This is a genomic window from Pseudonocardia halophobica (assembly GCF_027922425.1).
In the GTDB taxonomy this organism is placed as follows: Bacteria; Actinomycetota; Actinomycetes; order Mycobacteriales; family Pseudonocardiaceae; genus Pseudonocardia; species Pseudonocardia halophobica.
Map to the genome: position 1 here is coordinate 297,924 of NZ_BSFQ01000005.1, position 19,160 is coordinate 317,083.

The 19,160-nt window shown below is 75.4% G+C and carries 19 protein-coding genes; 15 read left to right on the top strand and 4 right to left on the bottom strand.

The window, feature by feature from the left end; all coding sequences use genetic code 11:
* Positions 1 to 50: 50 nt before the first annotated feature.
* On the bottom strand, positions 51 to 653 hold the full coding sequence (ctaE, locus tag PKE99_RS09340; RefSeq protein ID WP_037041245.1) for an aa3-type cytochrome oxidase subunit III: 603 nt from the start codon (positions 651 to 653) through the stop codon (positions 51 to 53).
* Between the two features lie 229 nt (positions 654 to 882).
* Between ctaE and PKE99_RS09345 the strand changes: the two genes are divergently transcribed.
* The 4 genes from PKE99_RS09345 (at position 883) to PKE99_RS09360 (ending at position 4,885) form a co-directional block, all read left to right on the top strand.
* A complete protein-coding gene (locus tag PKE99_RS09345) occupies positions 883 to 1,293 on the top strand; it encodes a response regulator (RefSeq protein WP_197040492.1) in 411 nt (136 codons plus the stop codon).
* Entirely contained in the window at positions 1,293 to 2,333 is a 1,041-nt protein-coding gene (trpD, locus tag PKE99_RS09350; RefSeq protein WP_271214866.1) for an anthranilate phosphoribosyltransferase, read from the top strand. Before PKE99_RS09345 ends, trpD begins: the two co-directional genes overlap by 1 nt.
* 568 nt (positions 2,334 to 2,901) lie before the next feature.
* Entirely contained in the window at positions 2,902 to 4,419 is a 1,518-nt protein-coding gene (locus tag PKE99_RS09355; RefSeq protein WP_271214867.1) for a family 16 glycosylhydrolase, read from the top strand.
* A gap of 187 nt (positions 4,420 to 4,606) precedes the next feature.
* Positions 4,607 to 4,885, top strand: a complete 279-nt coding sequence (locus tag PKE99_RS09360; protein WP_037041250.1) for an Lrp/AsnC family transcriptional regulator — start codon at positions 4,607 to 4,609, stop codon at positions 4,883 to 4,885.
* A 10-nt stretch (positions 4,886 to 4,895) separates the two neighbouring features.
* Here the strand turns inward: PKE99_RS09360 and PKE99_RS09365 are convergent, their stop codons facing one another.
* Complete coding sequence (locus PKE99_RS09365; RefSeq protein WP_051736844.1) at positions 4,896 to 6,662, bottom strand: DEDD exonuclease domain-containing protein; 1,767 nt, start codon at positions 6,660 to 6,662, stop codon at positions 4,896 to 4,898.
* A gap of 92 nt (positions 6,663 to 6,754) precedes the next feature.
* On the opposite strand from PKE99_RS09365, the gene PKE99_RS09370 reads away from it, so the two are divergent.
* From PKE99_RS09370 to PKE99_RS09385, 4 genes are all read left to right on the top strand, one after another.
* Positions 6,755 to 8,095 carry an NYN domain-containing protein gene (locus PKE99_RS09370; RefSeq protein ID WP_037041256.1) on the top strand — a complete coding sequence of 447 codons (1,341 nt, stop codon included), beginning with the start codon at positions 6,755 to 6,757 and terminating at the stop codon, positions 8,093 to 8,095.
* 132 nt (positions 8,096 to 8,227) lie between these two features.
* Positions 8,228 to 8,566 carry a hypothetical protein gene (locus tag PKE99_RS09375; protein WP_051736845.1) on the top strand — a complete coding sequence of 113 codons (339 nt, stop codon included), beginning with the start codon at positions 8,228 to 8,230 and terminating at the stop codon, positions 8,564 to 8,566.
* A gap of 351 nt (positions 8,567 to 8,917) precedes the next feature.
* Entirely contained in the window at positions 8,918 to 10,057 is a 1,140-nt protein-coding gene (locus PKE99_RS09380) for an NlpC/P60 family protein (protein ID WP_051736846.1), read from the top strand.
* A 145-nt stretch (positions 10,058 to 10,202) separates the two neighbouring features.
* Positions 10,203 to 11,330 carry a glycosyltransferase family 4 protein gene (locus PKE99_RS09385; protein ID WP_037041259.1) on the top strand — a complete coding sequence of 376 codons (1,128 nt, stop codon included), beginning with the start codon at positions 10,203 to 10,205 and terminating at the stop codon, positions 11,328 to 11,330.
* 5 nt (positions 11,331 to 11,335) lie between these two features.
* Here the strand turns inward: PKE99_RS09385 and PKE99_RS09390 are convergent, their stop codons facing one another.
* Positions 11,336 to 13,147: an AMP-dependent synthetase/ligase gene (locus PKE99_RS09390; RefSeq protein WP_037041262.1), complete on the bottom strand. Its 1,812-nt coding sequence runs from the start codon at positions 13,145 to 13,147 to the stop codon at positions 11,336 to 11,338.
* 202 nt (positions 13,148 to 13,349) lie between these two features.
* On the opposite strand from PKE99_RS09390, the gene PKE99_RS09395 reads away from it, so the two are divergent.
* The 6 genes from PKE99_RS09395 (at position 13,350) to PKE99_RS09420 (ending at position 17,834) form a co-directional block, all read left to right on the top strand.
* Positions 13,350 to 13,763: a hypothetical protein gene (locus tag PKE99_RS09395; RefSeq protein WP_037041265.1), complete on the top strand. Its 414-nt coding sequence runs from the start codon at positions 13,350 to 13,352 to the stop codon at positions 13,761 to 13,763.
* Between the two features lie 103 nt (positions 13,764 to 13,866).
* Positions 13,867 to 14,655, top strand: coding sequence for a metallophosphoesterase family protein (locus PKE99_RS09400; protein ID WP_037041268.1), 789 nt, complete (start codon positions 13,867 to 13,869; stop codon positions 14,653 to 14,655).
* 22 nt (positions 14,656 to 14,677) lie between these two features.
* Positions 14,678 to 15,130, top strand: coding sequence for an SRPBCC family protein (locus PKE99_RS09405; protein WP_037041271.1), 453 nt, complete (start codon positions 14,678 to 14,680; stop codon positions 15,128 to 15,130).
* A 32-nt stretch (positions 15,131 to 15,162) separates the two neighbouring features.
* A complete protein-coding gene (locus PKE99_RS09410) occupies positions 15,163 to 16,428 on the top strand; it encodes an ArsA family ATPase (RefSeq protein ID WP_037041746.1) in 1,266 nt (421 codons plus the stop codon).
* 13 nt (positions 16,429 to 16,441) lie between these two features.
* Positions 16,442 to 16,870, top strand: coding sequence for a hypothetical protein (locus PKE99_RS09415; protein ID WP_037041274.1), 429 nt, complete (start codon positions 16,442 to 16,444; stop codon positions 16,868 to 16,870).
* Position 16,871: 1 nt separating this feature from the next.
* Entirely contained in the window at positions 16,872 to 17,834 is a 963-nt protein-coding gene (locus PKE99_RS09420) for an ROK family glucokinase (protein ID WP_037041276.1), read from the top strand.
* A gap of 4 nt (positions 17,835 to 17,838) precedes the next feature.
* On the opposite strand, the gene PKE99_RS09425 is transcribed toward PKE99_RS09420, so the two are convergent.
* Positions 17,839 to 18,282, bottom strand: a complete 444-nt coding sequence (locus PKE99_RS09425) for a hypothetical protein (protein WP_051736847.1) — start codon at positions 18,280 to 18,282, stop codon at positions 17,839 to 17,841.
* A gap of 146 nt (positions 18,283 to 18,428) precedes the next feature.
* Between PKE99_RS09425 and PKE99_RS09430 the strand changes: the two genes are divergently transcribed.
* Positions 18,429 to 19,142 carry a lysophospholipid acyltransferase family protein gene (locus PKE99_RS09430; protein ID WP_037041278.1) on the top strand — a complete coding sequence of 238 codons (714 nt, stop codon included), beginning with the start codon at positions 18,429 to 18,431 and terminating at the stop codon, positions 19,140 to 19,142.
* Positions 19,143 to 19,160 lie beyond the last annotated feature (18 nt).

Here is a 19,160-nt window from a genome sequence, read left to right on the forward strand (position 1 = left end):
GCGTCTAACCCTCACGGTCGGCGTTTCGTGCTTCCGGGGAGCGGGGTCCGCTACCGGATGAAGTAGATGACGGCGAAGAGGCCGATCCAGACGACGTCGACGAAGTGCCAGTAGTAGGACACGACGATCGCCGCGGTGGCCTGTGCCGGGGTGAACTTGCTCAGCCTGGTGCGGATCAACAGGTAGATGAACGCGATCAGGCCGCCGGTCACGTGGAGGCCGTGGAAGCCCGTGGCCATGTAGAAGACCGTGCCGTAGGCGCTGGACGAGATCGTCGTCTCGTGCTCGGTGACCAGCGTGTGGTACTCGTTGATCTGGCCGAGCACGAAGAACGTGCCCATGAGCAGCGTCAGCGTGTACCAGCGCCGGAGGCCGAAGACGTCGCCGCGCTCGGCGGCGAACACCCCGAACTGGCACGTGAACGACGACGCCACGAGGACGATCGTCACGACCAGTGCGTAGGGGACGTCGAGGTGGGTCGGCGGCGGGGGCCACTCGCCGACGTTCTGGGCGCGCGCGGTGAAGTAGATCGCGAACAGGCCGGCGAAGAACATCAGCTCGCTGGACAGCCAGACGATGGTGCCGATGCTGACCAGGTTCGGTCGGTTCAGCGAGTGGATCCGCGCGCTGATGTTGGGAGCCGCTGTCGTCACGCGGGCATTATGACCCCACGCGAACTTCTACAGCCTGTCGGGATACCCACTTCGTCAGGGAGAACCGGTTCGGTGGCACCGGGGCAACGCCTCACCGGCCCCTCCGGGTTCCCGCGCGTGCGCGTCCGCGGGTGTGAGGGTGCTGACTAGTATGCGGCGGGTGAGCAGCGCCGGAAGCCTCCCCGCGAGCACGAACCCGTCCGCGTCGTCCGGGCGGCGGACCTGGAACGTGCTGGTCTACAGCCATCGTCCGGAGGTCAGGGAGGCCGTCGTGACGGCCGTCGGGCGGCGCCCCGCGCCCGATCTCGGCCGCGTCCGTTACGTCGAGGCCTCCGGGGTCGCCGAGGTCCTCGCGGCGTGCGACGCCGGCGAGGTCGACCTCGCGATCCTCGACGGCGAGGCGCAGCCGACCGGCGGCCTGGGACTCGCCCGGCAGCTGAAGGACGAGATCGCCGACTGCCCCCCGATCGTGGTCTCCGTGCGGCGCGCCGACGACCGGTGGCTCGCCACCTGGTCCCGGGCCGACGCCGTGCTCGTGCACCCGCTCGACCCGCTGACCGCCGCCGAGACGGTGGCCGAGGTGCTGCGCGGTCTCGAGGCCGGGAACGGGTCCGGGGACAGCGCCCCCGTCCGCCGCTGATGGCCGACCAGACCTGGCCGGCCGTGCTCGGCCGGCTCATCTCCGGCCAGGACCTCGCCGCCGAGGACACGGCGTGGGTGATGGACCGCGTGCTGTCGGCCGACGCCACGCCGGCCCAGCTCGCCGGGTTCCTCGTCGCGCTGCGGTCCAAGGGCGAGACCGCCACCGAGATCACCGGGCTCGCCGCGGCGATGCTCGACCACGCCAACCGGGTCACGGTCGCGGGGCGCGCCGTCGACATCGTCGGGACGGGCGGGGACCAGGCCAACACCGTCAACATCTCGACCATGGCCGCGATCGTGGTCGCCGCGGCCGGGGTGCCGGTGGTGAAGCACGGGAACCGGGCGGCGTCCTCGTCGTCGGGGGCGGCCGACGTGCTGGAGGCGCTCGGCGTGGTCATCGACCTGCCGCCGTCCGCCGTCGCGAGCTGTGTGGCCGAGGTGGGTATCGCCTTCTGCTTCGCCCCGGTCTTCCACCCGGCGATGCGGCACGCCGGCCCGGTGCGCCGCGAGCTCGGCGTCCCCACGGCCATGAACATCCTCGGCCCGCTCACCAACCCGGCCCAGCCGTCGGCGGGGCTCGTCGGGTGCGCGGACCCGCGGCTCGCCCCGGTGATCGCCGAGGTGCTGGCCGGGCGCGGTGCTTCCGCGCTCGTCGTGCGGGGCGACGACGGCCTCGACGAGCTCACCACGACCACCGCCAGCGCCGTCTGGATCGCCGGCGGGGGAGAGGTGCGGCGGGCGACCGTCGACCCCGCCCGCCTCGGCATCGGCCCCGCCACCCGCGAGGACCTGCGGGGCGGCGACGCCCGCGCCAACGCCGAGGTCGCCCGCGACCTCGTCGCCGGCAAGCAAGGGCCCGTCCGCGAGGCGGTGCTGCTCAATGCCGCCGGCGCGCTCGCGGCCTACGACGGCCCGGTGACCGACCTCGACACCGCCCTCGCCGCGGGCCTCGAACGCGCCGCCGGGGCGATCGACTCCGGCGCGGCCGAGCGGCTGCTCGGCACCTGGGCCGAGGTCTCCACGCGGCTCAAGGGCTAGGTGGGTGGGTCGGGTGCGCCCGACCCACCCCGCCACTCGCGCCCTGCCCTCGCAGGCGTCGCGCTGTGCCCTCTCGCGAGTCGCGCTGTGGCCTCCGGGCGACGACCCGGCTCCATGATCGTTGTCAGCGGGACGTGAGGGCTGCTTCGACGACCGTCCTGCCACGCTCGTGATGACCGTGGGAGCCCGAGACCGTCCCCGAGCGCTGGCTCCGGGGCGTGCGTGCGGTGCTTCATGGCGTCGGCGCTTGATCTCACGGGTCGTGACCGTTTCGGCGACTCTGCGTCAGACACGCTGCTCAGACGGGTGGTTCGTGCTCCGGCGCCCCGAGCGGGCCTTCGCTGCACCGGGTGACGCCCGACCGGGGGCGGTGTCACGCCTTCGAGGGGCGTTGCCTGCTCTGCGCTGACTCAAAGCGGACATCAGCACCATGATTCACGCCAGCACCACCTACCTCAACGACACCATGCGGTGCGGCGGGTAGTGACAGATGCCTTGCGCAGAGTCACGAAGCCGCCGGACCGGGTTGCCCGCCCGGGCGACGGGGGTGCAGGCGAAAGGCGATCCGATGAAGCTCCGAACCCGCAGACACCTCGCTCTGATCGCGACGGTCGGTGCCCTGGGCCTGATCGGGCCCGGCGTCGCGAGCGCCCACGACACCCCCGGGGACACCGCGGCCACCGGGCCGACCGCTCCCGCTCCCGCCGGGACGGGACTGCTGTCCTCCGATCCCGCGGACGCCTCGGCACAGGTTCCCAGCCCTGCGCCGGCGGCGGGCACCGCGCCCGTCCCGCCCGTGAGCGGTGCGGGGGCGGACCCGGTCACGGGACCGGCTCCCGTCGCCGGTGCTGCCGCTCCGGGGGTCGCCGCGGCGGTCCCCGTCGCCGCGCCCGTCGCGGACCCGACCGCTCCACCGGCGGGCGGGACGGTGGCCGGGCCCGGTGGGATTGCGGTGCAGGAGCCGCCCGGGGTGCCCCCGGCCGTCACGCCGCCGGTGGTGGTGCCGCCCGCCACGGTGCCGCCCGCCACGGTGCCGCCCGCCACGGTGCCGCCCGCCACGGTGCCGCCCGCCACGGTGCCGCCCGCCACGGTGCCGCCCGTCGCGGTGCCGCCGGTCCCGGCCGAGCCCGACACCGCCGCCGAGAAGTACGGCTGGGGCACACCGCTGCCGGAGTCCGACGAGTTCGACTACACCGGTGCCCCGGACTCCGCCAAGTGGGACACGATCAACGGGTGCTGGGCCGGCCACAACGGCAACGGCAAGCGCTGTGGCGCCAACAGCACCGTCGACGGCGAGAAGCTGATCCAGAAGGGCAGCGAGAACGGCGACACCGGCTGGCTGGCCTCGAAGCTCGACCAGCGGTACGGCCGCTGGGAGGCGCGCGTCCGCTCCTTCAACACGGGGGACTCGGGCAAGGAGTACCACCCACTGCTGATCGTGTGGCCGGAGTCGGACAGCTGGCCGGAGGACGGCGAGTACGACTTCCTCGAGAACCAGGCGCCCGGCGAGGAGTGCGCCAACGCCTTCATCCACTACCCGCACCCGAACATGCCGGTGCAGCAGGAGTTCCTGGAGGAGGAGGACTGCGGGGCACCGCTGTCCGAGTGGCACAACATCGCCTTCGAGTGGACGCCGGACCACGTGCGGGGCTACGTCGACGGCAAGGAGTGGTACACGCTCGAGGACGGCGCGGGTCCCGGCGGCCGCAAGAACATTCAGGACATGCCCTCCGGGCACCTGACCATCCAGTTCGACAACTTCCACGGCGGCGGGATGCGCGAGGCCAGCTACGAGATCGACTGGGTGCGCATGTACTCGCTCGACGGCGCGGGGCAGCCCGCGGCCGGCGCGCCGGGCACGGCGGCCGGGGCGCCCGCCGCGGGCGGCGAGGACCGGTCCGGTGAGGACCCGTCCACCGGGGACTCCTCCGGTGGCCGGTCGTCCGGTGGCCGGTCGTCCGCTGAGAAGCCGTCCGGTGGGGATCCGTCCGGGGACGGGCCCGCCAGCGAGGGCGCGATGACCGAGGCGGCACCGGCCGCGTCCGCGACCCGGGCCTCGTCCTTCGACGCCCGCACCTCCGGCTGAGCACAGGACCCGCACCCGGTGGGCGGCCCGCACAGGTCGTCCGCCGGGTGTGCGGCACGTCCGGGGGTGCGGACGCCACCCTCCCCACACCCGGTGATCACGGCCCGGTGTGGATCGCGGCACCGCGGCCTCCGCTGCACTAGCCTCCGCAGCGAACCGCCCCGAGGCCTCGTGAGAAGGAGAGCTCGTGATCACCGCGATCGTCCTGGTCCACACCCTCGCCGACCGGATCCCCGAGACCGCACAGGCGATCGCGGACATCGAGGGCGTCGCCGAGGTCTACTCGTGCGCCGGCGACGTCGACCTGATCGCGATCGTGAAGGTCCGCGAGCACGAGCAGCTCGCCGACCTCATCGCGGGGAGGATCTCCAAGGTCGACGGCGTGCAGCACACCGACACCCACATCGCCTTCCGCTCCTACTCCCGCGCCGACACCGAGGCCGCCTTCTCGGTCGGCTCGACCTGAGGCCCGCGGCTCACCCCCTCCCCGCCAGCACCTCGACGGCACTGCGGCCGGCCTCCGTGCCCTCCCTCGCCTTGAGCGCCCAGCGGCTCCACCGGGCGGCGCCGCGCGCCGGCTCGGACCACGGCTCGCAGTACACGAGCCGGGTGCCGCCGGTGGTGAGCCAGCGGTAGATCAGGCGCACCTCCTCGGGCGGTGCCCCGTGCAGCGGCCCCTCGCCGGGCAGGATCGTCTGGGCACCGGCCCGCAGCGCCTCGACGACGGGCATCGGCCGCACCGCACGTCGGGCCACGTCCGCCGCCGCCAGCTGCCCGTACCGCACCACGGCGAGCTCCCAGCCGCCGCGGCCGTCCGGCCGCGCCCCGACGAGCTCGGGCTGGGCGGCCAGCTCGGCCAGCGTCTGGCGCCGCTCGAGCGCCGAGATCAGCGCCGCCAGCCGGTCCCGGTCGCCCGCCGCCTCCTCGAACCGCTCCTTGCCCGCCAGCTCGTCGACCCCGCGGGCGAGCCGGTGCAGCGGGTCGTCGCTCGCCCCGTGGACCAGCGACCGCAGCGACTCGACGGCGGGGGCGTACTCCTCCGGCGTCTGCAGACCCGCGCACGGGGCTCCGCACTTGCCCAGCTCGTGGAGCATGCAGGGCGACGCGGACGGCGCCCGGGCCGGGATCCGCTGCGTGCACCGCCGCAGCGGCACGGCGTCGAGCAGGGTGTCCAGTGCGGTGGCGGCGGAGCGGTGCGAGGCGAACGGGCCCAGCGCGCCCTCCCGGGCGCTGGTGACCACCGACAGCCGGGGGAAGGTCTCGGCGGTCGGCGCCACCCACCAGGTGCGGCCGGGGTTGCGCGAGCGGCGGTTGTACTTCGGCTTGTGCGCCGCGAGCAGCCGCAGCTCCCGGACGCCCGCCTCGAGCGCGTGCGCGCAGACGACCGAGTCCACCCGCTCGGCCAGCGCCACCATGTCCCGGATCCGGCTGCGCCGCTCGCCCGCGGTGAAGTAGCTGCGCACCCGCCGGCGCAGGTCGCCGCTGGTGCCGACGTAGAGCACCTCCTCGCGCGGCCCCCGGAACAGGTACACGCCCGGCGCCGAGGGCACCTGCTCGGCGAGGTGGCGCTTCTGCCGCTGGCGCTGGGTCGGCCGGTGCGCCGACGCCTCCCGGGTGAGCGCGAGCAGCTCCTCCAGGCTCTGCACGCCCAGGTTCCCGACCCGCTCGAGCAGGTGGTGCAGCACCTCCACCGTGGCCCGCGCGTCGGACAGCGCCCGGTGGTTCGGCTGCGTGCGGGTGCCGAAGTGCCGGGCGAGCGCACCGAGCCGCACGCTCGGGCACTCGTCCCGGGTGAGGACCGCGCGCGCCAGCCGCGCGGTGCACAGGACGGGCGGCCGCGGCCACACCTGCCCGTGCCGCTCGCAGGCCGAGCGGAGGAAGCCGGAGTCGAACGGGGCGTTGTGCGCCACCAGGACCGCGCCGGTGAGGAACTCCAGCACGGACGGCAGCACAGCGGGCAGCCGCGGCGCGGTGCGGACCATGGCGGTGGTGATGCCGGTGAGCGCCACGACGTTCGGCGGGATGCCGGTGCCGGGGTCGACGAGCGTGCCGAGCTCGCCCAGCTCCTCGCCGCCCCGCACCTTCACGGCGCCGACCTCGGTGATCCCGTCCCGTTCGTGGCTCCCGCCGGTGGTCTCGAGGTCGAGCACGACGAACGTCACCTCGCGCAGCGGGGTGCCGAGCTCGTCGAACGAGAGCTGGGGAGCGGTCACGGGGCGAACGGTAGTTCGAGCCCCCGACATTTCCTCGCACACCCGTTCGAGCGTGTCGCGGAACGGGGTGCGTCGCGGCCGAATCCGTGGCCGCCCGTCCGGATCGGGGATAACCTTGACCGATGTACCCGGAGGACGCCGCGCCCGAGCACCCGCAGGGTGCCGCGGCGTCCGCCGGACGCGCCGCGGACCTGGACTGGAACCTCCTCCCGGACCCCGTGCGGCACCGCCTGGCCGAGGTCGCGGGCATCGCGCTCGCCGGCCTCCCGCCGGCCGAGGTGCCCGGCGCGCTCCGCCAGTTCGCCCGCTTCACCCCGGCCAAGCGCGCCCGCCTCGGCGGCACGAAGCTGGTCCGCGAGCTGCGGGACAACGCGAGCTTCCGCACCGCCGTCGTCGCGTGGTGGGAGGAGCACCGGCCCGGCGAGCTCGCGGCGGGACCGGACGAACCCCTCACGGCCGCGGCCGCCGCGGTGCTCACCGGCGCACCCGGCGCGCGGGGTGCGGTCGCCTCCGTCGCCCGGCGGGGCGACGCGGCCGAGGCCCGCGCCGAGCGCGACGAGGCCCTGGCCCGGGCGGACAAGCTGACCGTCGAGGTCGAGCGGCTGCGCGCCGAGCTGACCGAGGCCCGCGACCAGGCCCGCGAGGCCGCCGCGCAGCGCGAGCACGAGGTGGCGCAGCTGCGCCGCAAGGTGTCCGAGCAGGGCAGCAAGCTCCGGATCGCGCTCGACGCGCGGAGCGAGCTGGAGGCGGAGGTCGCCCGGCTGCGGGCGGGCGTCGACGACCGGCTGGCCGAGGTCGTGCGGGAACGGGACCGCGAGCGGGAGCGCGCCGAGGAGGAGCGCGCCCGCGCCCAGCGCGCCCAGGCCGAGGTCGCGGCCGCGCGCCAGGCGGCCAAGGAGGCCCGGCAGGGCGACGAGGTGCGGCTCGGGCTGCTGCTCGAGACCCTCGGGGGCGCCGTGCAGGGCCTGCGGCGCGAGCTCTCCCTCGGCGGCGGCGGGCCGCGTCCGGCGGACCTCGTCGCCGGTCCGGACGGCACCCGCGGCACCCCGGTCGTCAACCTCGCGACGCTCGACGCGCTGCTGGCCCTGCCCGCCGCACACCTCATCGTCGACGGCTACAACGTCAGCAAGACCGGCTACCCCGAGCTGCCGCTGGCCGACCAGCGCACCCGGCTCGTGGGGCAGCTCGGCGCGCTCGCCGCGCGGACCGGGGTCGAGGTCACCGTGGTGTTCGACGGCGCCGCGGTCAGCGCCGCGCAGACCCGCGGTGCACGCGGGGTGCGGGTGCTGTTCAGCGACCCGGGCGTGATCGCCGACGACGTCATCCGCGACCTCGTCGCCGCCGAGCCGCAGGGCCGGCCACTGCTGGTCGCGTCCTCGGACCGCGCGGTCGCCGCGTCGGTGCGCCGCCGCGGGGCGCACGCGGTGCCCTCCTCCGTGCTCCTCGGCCGCCTCCGCTCCTGATCTCGTTCCTGATCCCGCCCCTGATCTCCGCCGGGCCCGTCCGCGCAGGTCGGGGGCCTGTTCTCCGGAAACTGTCGGTGCCGCTCCGTACGGTGCGCCCCGACGAGATCACCGGAGGCGAGGAGCGACACGATGATCGTCGACTGCGACAGCTGCGAGGTCCGCGGGCGGTCCTGCGGGGACTGCGCGATCGGGGTCCTGCTGGGCATGCCCGGGATGCCGGCGGAGGTGCCGTCGGCGGCGCCCGCGGCCGGTCCGCCGGCCCCGGCCGACGCGGACGGGGCGCCCGCCGTGGGCGACGGGTACCTGCCGTCCACCGCGCCACGGGTACAGCTCGACGCAGCCGAGCGGCAGGCGTTGGCCGTCCTGGCGGACCAGGGCCTGCTGCCGCGGTTGCGCTTGGTCCCGACGCGTACCCGCACCGTCACCGACATCGGGGGCGGCACGGCCGATCGCCGCAACGCTGTGTAGCGAATCGCGGCACCGATCGCGCCGGAAGGTCACGATCGGCGACGAGCGGGCGGACGACCGCTCACAGCACGGCTCACCGGCCGAGTCTGGACGGGTGAATCACACGCTCGTAATCTTCCCGCGACCTTGCGTGATCGGCCGTCGTCCCCAGGGCGGCCCGCGAGGTCACCGCCGCGGCGCCTCTCGGCGCCCCACCGCCCGGGATCCCCGACCCGGGCACGGCGGGTGCGAGGAGGAGGTCACGTCCGCGTGCTGTCGTCCCGAGAGCGGAGGACCCGGCGGGCCGGAGCGGTCCGGACCGGCGCGCGGACCGCTGCACGGGCCGGTGCACGGGCCGGTGCACGGGCCTCCGTGTCGGTCGCCCTGGTCGCCGCCGCGGTCGTCGCGTTCCCGGCGGGTACCGCGGCCGCGAACCCGATCCTGCCGGGCATCCCCGGCGTGCCCGCCCCCGCCCCCGCTCCCGCCGATCCGGTGACCCCGGCGGCGCCGGGCGCTCCCGCGGACCCGGCCGCGCCGGCGGCGCCCCTCGCGCCCGAGGTGCAGGTTCCGGCCGCGCCCGAGCCGCCCCGCACCCCGGAGGAGGCGCGGCAGCGGCTCAACGACGTCCGGCACGAGGCCGAGGCACTCACCGAGCAGTGGCACGCCGCCACGGACGACCTCACGGCCAAGCAGACCGAGGCCGACCGGCTCCGCGAGGCGGTGGACCCGCTGCGGACCGCCGCCGACCAGGCCCGAGGGGACGAGGAGACCTACCGCGAGACGCTCGACGGCGTCACGCTCTCCTTCTACGAGAACGGCCGGCTGGACCAGTTCAACGCCCTGCTCGCCAGCTCCTCCCCGCAGGCCTACCTCGACCAGATGTCGGCCCTGGAGACCCTGTCGGCGGACCGGCTCGTCGTGCTCGACGACCTGAAGGACAAGGTCGACCGCGCCGCGCACACCCAGGCCGAGGCGGACGACGCGACCCTGCGCGCCCAGACCGCCGCGGACGACGCCCGCCGGGCCGCGGACGAGATCGGGACCCGCAAGGCCGACGCCGAGAAGCGGATCGGCGAGGCCGAGGCCCTGCTCCGCCAGCTGAGCCCGGCCGAGATCGCGGACCTCAACGGGCCCGCCGAGGACGCGCCGGACATCCTGCTCGGCACCGGCGTGGGCGCCGACGCACTGCGGGCGGCCGCGACCAAGCTCGGCCGGCCATACGTGTGGGGCGCCAGCGGGCCGGGCTCGTTCGACTGCTCCGGGCTGACCTCGTGGGCGTTCAAGCAGGCCGGGATCACGCTGCCGCGCTCGAGCAGCGCGCAGTCCCGGGTCGGCACGCCGGTGTCCTGGAGCGACATGCGGCCCGGGGACCTCGTCTTCTACTACTCCCCGGTGAGCCACGTCGGCATCTACGCCGGCGGCGGCAAGATGATCAACGCGCCGCAGAGCGGCGACGTCGTCAAGTACCAGACCGTGTCCCGCAGCGCGTTCACCGGCGCGCGGCGCCTCTGACCTCGTCCGCTCCCCGTGCCGCCGGCGGCCGGTTCGCCTCCCGCGATCCGGCCGCCGCGGACCTCCACGAAGCACCCGGCTCGGGTGCGCGCTGCGCCCGGCGGCGGGGCGCAGCGCGGCATCCCGGGCCCGCTAGGTTCGCCGGGTGGCCCGCACGCTCCTCGTCACGAACGACTTCCCGCCCCGGCGGGGTGGCATCCAGAACTACCTGCGGGCCCTCGCCGACCGGCTGCCGCCCGGGGAGCTGGCCGTCTACGCCCCGGCGTGGGAGGGCGCGGCCGAGTTCGACGCCGGCCTCGGCTACCCCGTCCACCGGCACCCGACGTCGTTGATGCTGCCGGTGCGCGACGTCGCCCGGCGGGCGGCCGGGTACGTCCGCGAGCACGGCGCCACCACCGTCTGGTTCGGCGCGGCGGCACCGTTGGCGCTGCTGGGGCCGGGGCTGCGCCGGACCGCGGGCGTCGAGCGGGTCGTGGCCAGCACGCACGGGCACGAGGTGGGCTGGTCGATGCTGCCCGGCGCCCGGCGGGCCCTGCGCCGCATCGGCGACGACGCCGACGTCGTCACCGTCGTGTCGCGCTACACGCGCGGGCGGTTCGCGTCGGCCTTCGGGCCGCGGGCGGCGCTCGAACACCTGCCGCCGGCCGTCGACACCGAGGTCTTCCGGCCGGACCCGGCCGCCCGGGACGCGCTGCGGGCGCGGTACGGGGTGGGGGAGGCCCCGGTCGTGACGTGCCTGTCCCGGCTGGTGGCGCGCAAGGGACAGGATGCGCTGATCGAGGCCCTGGCCCCGCTGCGAGAACGGGTCCCGGGCACCCGGCTGCTGATCGTCGGCGACGGGCCGGACCGTGACCGGCTGCCCCGGCTCGCGCAACGGCACGGGGTGAGCGCGCACGTGGTGTTCACCGGGCCGGTGCCCGCCGACGAGCTCGCCGCGCACCAGGCGGTGGGCGACGCGTTCGCGCTGCCCTGCCGGACGCGCGGCGGCGGGCTCGACGTCGAGGGCCTCGGCATCGTGCTGCTCGAGGCCTCGGCGTGCGGGGTGCCGGTCGTGGCGGGGGACAGCGGCGGAGCGCCGGAGACGGTGCGCGAGGGCGAGACGGGGCACGTCGTCGACGGCCGCGACCGCGACGCCCTGGTCGACGCCCTCGCCGACCTGCTCGCCGATCCCGATCGCGCGCGGAAGATGGGCGCCGCCGGCCGGGCCTGGATGCAGGAGGAGTGGACCCTCCCCACCCAGGTCGCCCGGCTGCGGGCCTTCCTCGCCGGGTAGACCCCTTACGCCGGCTGCGGGGTCTCGGCGGGCGCGTAGATCGCGGCGATCTCGGCGGCGTACTGCTGCGCCACGACCGCTCGCTTCACCTTCAGCGTGGGCGTGAGCTCCCCGCCCGCCTCGGTGAAGTCGACGGGCAGGATGCGGAACTTGCGGATCCGCTCGGCCCGCGACACCGCCTGGTTGGCCTCCTCGACCGCGGCGGCGATCTCCCCGCGCAGCTCCGGGTCGTCGACCAGGTCGGCGGCCGAGGCCGGGTCGCCCGTGGCGGCCTTGCCGTGACGCTCGCGCCAGCCGGGCAGGGCCTCCGGGTCGATGGTGACCAGCGCACCGATGAAGGGCTTGCCGTCGCCGACGACCATGCACTGCCCGACGAGCGGGTGCGCCCGCAGCCGGTCCTCCAGCACCGCGGGGGCGACGTTCTTGCCGCCCGCGGTCACCAGGATCTCCTTCTTGCGGCCGGTGATGGTGAGGTAGCCGGCGTCGTCGAGCTCGCCGATGTCGCCGCTGTGGAACCAGCCGCCCTCGAGCGCCTCGGCGGTGGCCTTCTCGTTCTGCCAGTACCCGCGGAACACGATGTCGCCGCGGAGCAGGATCTCGCCGTCGTCGGCGATCCGGACGCCGTGGCCGGGCACCGGCCGGCCGACCGTGCCGACCCGCTGCGCCGACAGCGCGTTGACGGTGATGCCGGCGCTGGTCTCGGTGAGGCCGTAGCCCTCGAGGATCGGCAGCCCGATGCCGCGGAAGAAGTGCCCGAGGCGCTCGCCGAGCGGGGCGCTGCCGGACACCGCGGCAACGACGCGGCCGCCGGTCGCGGCGCGCAGCCTGCCGTAGACGAGCTTGTCGAACACGGCGTGCTTCACCTTGAGCCCGAGGCCGGGGCCGCCGGTGTCCTGCGCCTGCGACCAGGCGATCGCGGTGTCCGCGGCGGCGTCGAAGATCCGGCCCTTGCCCTCGTCGTGCGCCTTCTGCCGGGCGCCGTTGTAGACCTTCTCGAACACGCGCGGGACGGCGAGCAGGAAGGTCGGGCGGAAGGTCTGCAGGTCCGGCAGCAGGTTCTTGGTGTCCGGGGTGTGCCCGATGACGGTGCGCGAGGCGATGGCGCCGCACTGGATGACCTTGCCGAAGACGTGCGCCAGCGGCAGGAACAGCAGCACCGAGCCGGTGTCGGTGAGCAGCTCGGAGAGCACCGCCCGGGTCGACGCGATCTCGGTGAGCAGGTTGCGGTGGGTCAGCTCGCAGCCCTTGGGGCGGCCCGTGGTGCCCGACGTGTAGATCAGCGTGGCCAGGTCGTCCGCCTTCACGGCCCGGCGGCGTTCGTGGACCTGCTCGTCGGCGAGGTCCTTGCCCGCGGCGACGAGCTCGTCGACCGCGCCGGACGCGATCTCCTTGACGAACTTCAGCGTGACGCCGGCCCCGGCGACCAGCGCCGCGTGGTCGGCCGTCTCGACGACGATGCCGACCGCGCCGGAGTCGGAGAGGATCCACTCGATCTGCGAGGCCGAGGACGTCTCGTAGATCGGCACGGTGACCCCGCCGACGGCGAGGATCGCGAAGTCGACCAGCGTCCACTCGTAGCGGGTGCGGGACAGCAGCGCGACGCGGTCGCCCGGCCCGACGCCGGAGGCGATCAGCCCCCGCGCGACCGCGGTGACCTGCGCGGCGAACTCGGCGGCGGAGACGTCCCGCCAGCCGCCGGCCTGCTGGACGCGCAGCAGCGTGGTCCGCGGGACCTCGGCCTCGTTCGCGTAGACGGCGTCGAGGAGGTTCTCCTCCGGACCGACCGTGACGGTCGCCGGGACGCTGTACTCACGCACGATCCTGACCTCCTGGCCGGCGTTGGCAGGTTACTCGTGAGGAAAGATAGCGCGTCGCCGCGCGGATCGGCAGGGCACCGGGTGTCCGGCTTGTCCGGTTCGCCCCGCCGGGCCCGCGCGGCCCCCGGTCCGGCCCGTCCGGGCCCCCGTCGCAGGTCCCGCAGGTCGGGGCGGGAGGATCGGGCCCGCGAGGAGGTGGCCGGTGCCCAGTGTGGACGTGGTGGACGAGACATTCCTGGCCGTACCCCCTGCGCGCGTCGCGGCCGAGTTCGCCGACCCGGGGGCCTGGCCGGCGCTCTGGCCGGACCTGCGGCTGGAGGTGCTCGCCGACCGCGGCGTCGAGGGCGTGCGCTGGACCGTGGGCGGCGCGCTGACCGGGAGCATGGAGGTGTGGCTGGAGGCCGTGCTCGACGGCACCGTCGTCCACTACTTCCTGCGCGCCGACCCCACGGGCCCGGACGGCCTGCCGGCGCGGTGGCCGCGCCGCCGTGCCACCGCCGAGACCCAGCGCCGGCAGCGCGCCGCCAAGCGGATCGCGTTCGCGCTCAAGGCGCGGCTGGAGGCGGGCCGGGCGCCGGGCGAGCCCCCGCCGACGGACCTGACGCGCCGGGCCTGACGCGCCGGGCCTGACGCGCCCGGCCTGACGCGCCCGGCCGACGCGCCGGCGCCCCCGACGCGCCGGGCCGGGCGGAACGGCCCTCACGTAGCGTCTGCAGATCATGCGGGTGCATGTGGTCTCCGACGTGCACGGCAACGTCGAGGCCCTGGCCAGGGCGGCCGACGGCGCCGACGCGGTGTTCGTGCTCGGCGACCTGATCGACTTCGTGGACTACCGGAACCCCGAGGGCGGCATCCTGGGCCGCGTCCTGGGCCCCGAGGTGAGCCGCCGGTTCGGCGAGGTGCGCCGGTCGGGCGGCCCCGGCGACCTGCGGGAGTTCGCGCGGCAGGCCTGGTCGCGCATCCCGGACCCGGCCGCGGTGATCGAGGAGGCCATCGCCGAGCAGTACGAGGCGATGTTCCCCGTGCTCCCGGACCCGACGTGGGCGATCCCGGGCAACGTCGACGTCCCCGACCTCTGGCCCGCGCACGTGCGGTCCGGTACCCGGGTGCCCGACGGCGAGGTGGTCGAGATCTGCGGGCTGCGCGTCGGGTTCGTGGGCGGGGTGCCGCTGCCGCCCGGCTTCCCGCCGCGCAGGGGCGGGCCGTGGCGCCCGCACCTCGTCCCGTCCGAGGACTACGTGGCGGCCGTCGGCAAGCTCACGGACGTCGAGCTGCTCTGCACCCACGCCCCGCCCGCGGTCCCGGCGCTGCACTACGACGTCGTCACCAAGCGCCGTGAGCTGCCCGGCCAGGGGCTGGTGGAGCTGATCGAGCGGGACCGGCCGCGCGCCGCGCTGTTCGGGCACGTCCACCAGCCGCTGGCGCAGCGGGCCCGGCTCGGCCCGACCGAGTGCGTCAACGTCGGCCACTTCCGGAAGACGGGCGAGCCGTACGTACTGCGCTGGTGATCCGCCCGGTAACGTGCGCGGCATGGCCGACGCGACGACGTCCTCGATCACCATCGACGCCGACCCCGAGACGGTCATGGCGGTCATCGCGGACTTCGAGGCCTACCCCGAGTGGGCGGACCAGGTGAAGACGGTCGAGATCCTCGACAAGGGCGCGGGGTCCGACCCCGCCCGCGCCGACCGCGTCCGGTTCTCCATGGACGCCGGCCCGATCAAGGACACCTACACGCTGGACTACGACTGGGCGTCCGACGGCCGCTCCGTCAGCTGGACCCTGGTCAAGGGCCAGATGCAGAAGGCGCAGAACGGCTCCTACACGCTGGAGTCGGCGGGCGGCGCGCCCACGACGGTGACCTACAGCCTCGCCGTGGACCTCAACATCCCGATGATCGGCATGTTGCGCCGCAAGGCCGAGAAGGTGATCATCGACACCGCGCTGAAGGGTCTGAAGCGCCGGGTGGAGAGCCGCTCCTGAGCGCACGCCCCGTGGCGGCTACGCTGCCGCGCGTGCGGGTCGTGCTGTTCACCGGCAAGGGGGGCGTCGGGAAGACGACGCTCGCCGCGGCCACGGCCGCCCGCCTGGCGCGTGCGGGGCGCAAGACCCTCGTCGTCTCGACCGACCCCGCGCACTCCCTCGGGGACGCGCTCGGCGAGCGCCTCGACGACACCACCGAGAACGAGCCGGCCGACCTCGGCAGCGGGCTGTTCGCCGCGCACGTCGACACCCGGGTGCTGCTCGACGACACGTGGGCCGAGCTGCAGGGACACCTGCGCACGGTGCTGGCCGGGGCCGGGATCGACGAGCTGGTGGCCGACGAGCTCACCGTGCTGCCGGGCGTCGAGGACCTGCTCGCGCTCGCCGAGGTGCACCGGCTCGCGACCTCCGGGCTGTGGGAGGTGGTGGTGGTCGACTGCGGCCCCACCGCCGAGACGCTGCGCCTGCTCGGCCTGCCCGAGGCGCTGTCCGGGTACCTGGAGCGGCTCTTCCCCGCGCACCGCCGGGCGGTCCGCGGGATGATCGCCGGGCTGGCCTCGGGACGGACCGGCGCCGAGCGGTCCGCGGGCTGGGACCGCACGGTCGACGCCCTGGACCGGCTCGCCGCGCAGCTCGCCGGGCTGCGCGCCATGCTGGCCGACCGCGAGGAGACCTCGATCCGCCTGGTCCTGACCCCCGAGCGGGTCGTCGCCGCGGAGACCCGCCGCACGCTGACCGCCCTGGCCCTGCACGACCTGCAGGTCGACGGCCTGGTGGTCAACCGGGTCATGCCCGCGCCGCCGCCGTCGCTGCGCGGCCCGACCGCGCGCTGGCTGCGCGAGCGGCACACCGAGCAGCAGGCCGTGCTGGCCGAGGTGCGGGCGGAGTGCGGCGACGCCGTGCCGCTCGCGACCGTGCCCTACACCGCGGCCGAGCCCACGGGCGTGGAGGCGCTCATCGCGCTCGCCGGGAGCCTGTACGGGACGGCGGACCCCGCGGCCCCCGGCCCGGCCACGGGTCCGGTCCTGCGGCTCGAGCGCTCCGCGGGCGACGGCACCTCCGCCGACTCGGAGTTCGAGCTGGCCCTGCGCCTGCCCGGCGCGGCCGACGGCCCGCTGGATCTCACCCGCGTCGGCGACGAGCTGGTGGTCACCGTGGGCGCCACGCGCCGGCGGGTGAGCCTGCCGGCCGTGCTGCGCCGGTGCGAGGTCACGGGCGCCCGGCTGGTGGGCGAGGGCCACGCGACGGACCTGGTCGTGGTGTTCGCGCCGGACCCGGCGCTCTGGATGCGGCGATGAGCGGGGGACGGGGTTGAGCTGCGCCCACTCGGAGGCCCTCACCCGTGAGCTGCGCGCCCTCGCCGTGGCCGCGCTCGACCGGGTCGGCCCGCTGGTCGACGCCGCGCGCACGGGCGAGGGCGGCACGCCCTCGAGCTGCGCGTCGTGCCCGGTCTGCGCCCTGCTCGCGGTGCTGCGCGGCGAGCGCCCCGAGCTGGCGGCGCGGCTGGCCGAGCACGCGGCGGGACTGTTGACGGTGCTGCGGGCGTTGGTGGAGGAGCTGCCGGACCCGGCGGCGGAGGGAACGGCCGGCAGTGCTGCGGGGCGTGGATCCGAGGAAGCGAGCGGACATGGCACGACCCCTGACGGACCCGGGGATCCCGGCGATGCCGGTGACGAGCGACGACGGGCCCGGCCCGGGCCGTCGCGGCGGGTCCAGCACATCCGCGTGGTGCGGGCCTGACGTGCTGACGGTCGGAGTGGACGTCGGCGGCACGAGCGTGCGCGCCGGGGTGGTCGACCCCGAGGGCGGGGTCATCGACAGCGCGACCGCGGCCACGCCCAAGAGCGACGAGGCCCTCGAGGCGACCATCGCCTCCTGCGTGACCGAGCTCGCGAACCGGCACGACGTGTCCGCGGTCGGCCTGGCCCTCGCCGGATTCATCGACGCGGACCGCGGTCTGGTCCGCTTCGCACCGCACCTGTCCTGGCGGGACGCGCCGGTGGCCGACCGGATGCACAAGCGTCTCGGCGTGCCGGTCGTCGTCGAGCACGACGCCAACGCCGCAGCCCTGGCCGAGCGCCGCTACGGCGCCGCCGCGGGCGCGTCGACCGTCGTCTTCGTGGCCCTCGGCACCGGGATCGGCGGGGCCCTGCTGCTCGACGGCGCGCTGTTCCGCGGTGCGTTCGGGGTGGCGCCGGAGTTCGGGCACGTCCGCGTGGTGCCGGACGGCCGTCCGTGCGAGTGCGGCAAGCGTGGCTGCTGGGAGCGCTACTGCAGCGGCACCGCGCTCGCCACCACCGCGCTGGAGATGCTCGCCGACCCCGACGCGACCACCTCGGTCCTGCATCGCGAGGCCGCGCGCGACCCGGGCCGGATCACCGGTCAGCGCGTGGCGGCCGCCGCGCGCGACGGGGACCGGCTGGCCCGGCGCGCGGTCGCGGACATGGGCCGGTGGCTGGGCGAGGGCCTGTCGCTCATCGCCGACGTGTTCGACCCCGAGCTGGTCGTGATCGGCGGCGGGGTCTCGGTGTCGGCGCCGCTGTTCCTCGACGAGGCGCGCGAGCACTACGCCCGGATCGTCACCGGCGCGGGCAACCGGCCCCTGGCCCGCATCCGCACTGCACAGCTCGGCTCCGCGGCCGCGGTGGTCGGGGCGGCCGAGCTGGCCCGCGAGGCGGTCCTGACGGGCGGGGCGGCGCGCTAGACCGTCAGACGGTGCCCTCGTCGTCGTACGGGTCCACGTCCTCGTCGGCGGGCTGCCACAGCCGCATCAGCAGCCAGGTGAGGCCGCCGGCGATCGCGACGAGGCCGAGCGGCAGCCCGTAGACCGAGGACATGCCGATCCACTGCGGCGCCGCGACCAGGACGATCCCCAGCACCACCAGCACCAGGCCGACCCCGACGGCGGCGCCCACCCGCGGCAGCGGCGGCGGCTCCGGCGGGACGTAGTGCTCCTCCGGGTCCTTGCGGGGATCGATCTCGGGGACGGGCGGCGGCTCGGCGGCGGCCCCGTCCTGCGCCCCGCCCGGCCAGCGGGGGACGGTGCCCTCCGCCTTCCACGAGGCCACGACCTGCTCGAAGGGATCGGGGTCCGACCGGCGGCCCTCGCGTCCCGGGTCGCCCTGCACGCCCTCCGGCTCGCCCGTGCTCATGCTCGCGGCCTCCTCGGGGTCTGCGGGGACAGACCCGTGCATCCTGACACGGACGCGCCCGCCGCGGGTGCCGGGAGTCCCCTTGTTGTCGCACCGGCGCGACGCTCCGTAGGCTTGGGCTCCCTGCGGTGAGGAGGCCCTGTCCGGTGCTGTACTGGTGGTCGAAGTACGTCCTGCTCGGCCCGTTGCTCCGGATGTTCTGCCGCCCCACCATCGAGGGCCTGGAACACATCCCCGCCTCGGGTGCCGCGATCCTCGCGAGCAACCACCTCGCGGTGGCCGACTCCTTCCTGCTGCCCCTGCAGGTGCCGCGCCGGATCACGTTCCTGGCCAAGCGCGAGTACTTCACCGAGCCGGGGCTGAAGGGCTTCGTGAAGAAGCAGTTCTTCAGCGGCGTCGGGCAGGTCCCGATCGACCGGTCCGGCGGCAACGCGGCGCAGGCGGCCATGGACACCGCGGTGCGGCTGCTGCGCGAGGGCAAGCTCCTCGGCATCTACCCCGAGGGCACGCGCTCGCCGGACGGGCGGCTCTACAAGGGCAAGACCGGGGTGGCCCGGATGGCGCTCGAGGCGGGCGTGCCCGTCATCCCGGTGGCCATGATCGGCACGGACAAGGTCAACCCGATCGGCTCGAAGATGTGGCGGCCCGGGCACGTGCACGTCAGGGTCGGGGCGCCGCTGGACTTCTCCCGCTACGAGGGCATGGCCGGGGACCGGTTCATCGAGCGGTCCATGACGGACGAGATCATGTACGCGCTGATGGAGCTCTCCGGACAGACCTACGTGGACCTGTACGCCGCGTCGGTCAAGGAGAAGGCCGAGCAGGCCAAGAAGGAGCAGCAGGGCAGAGCGGCCGCCTGAGCCGACCGACCGGGCCCG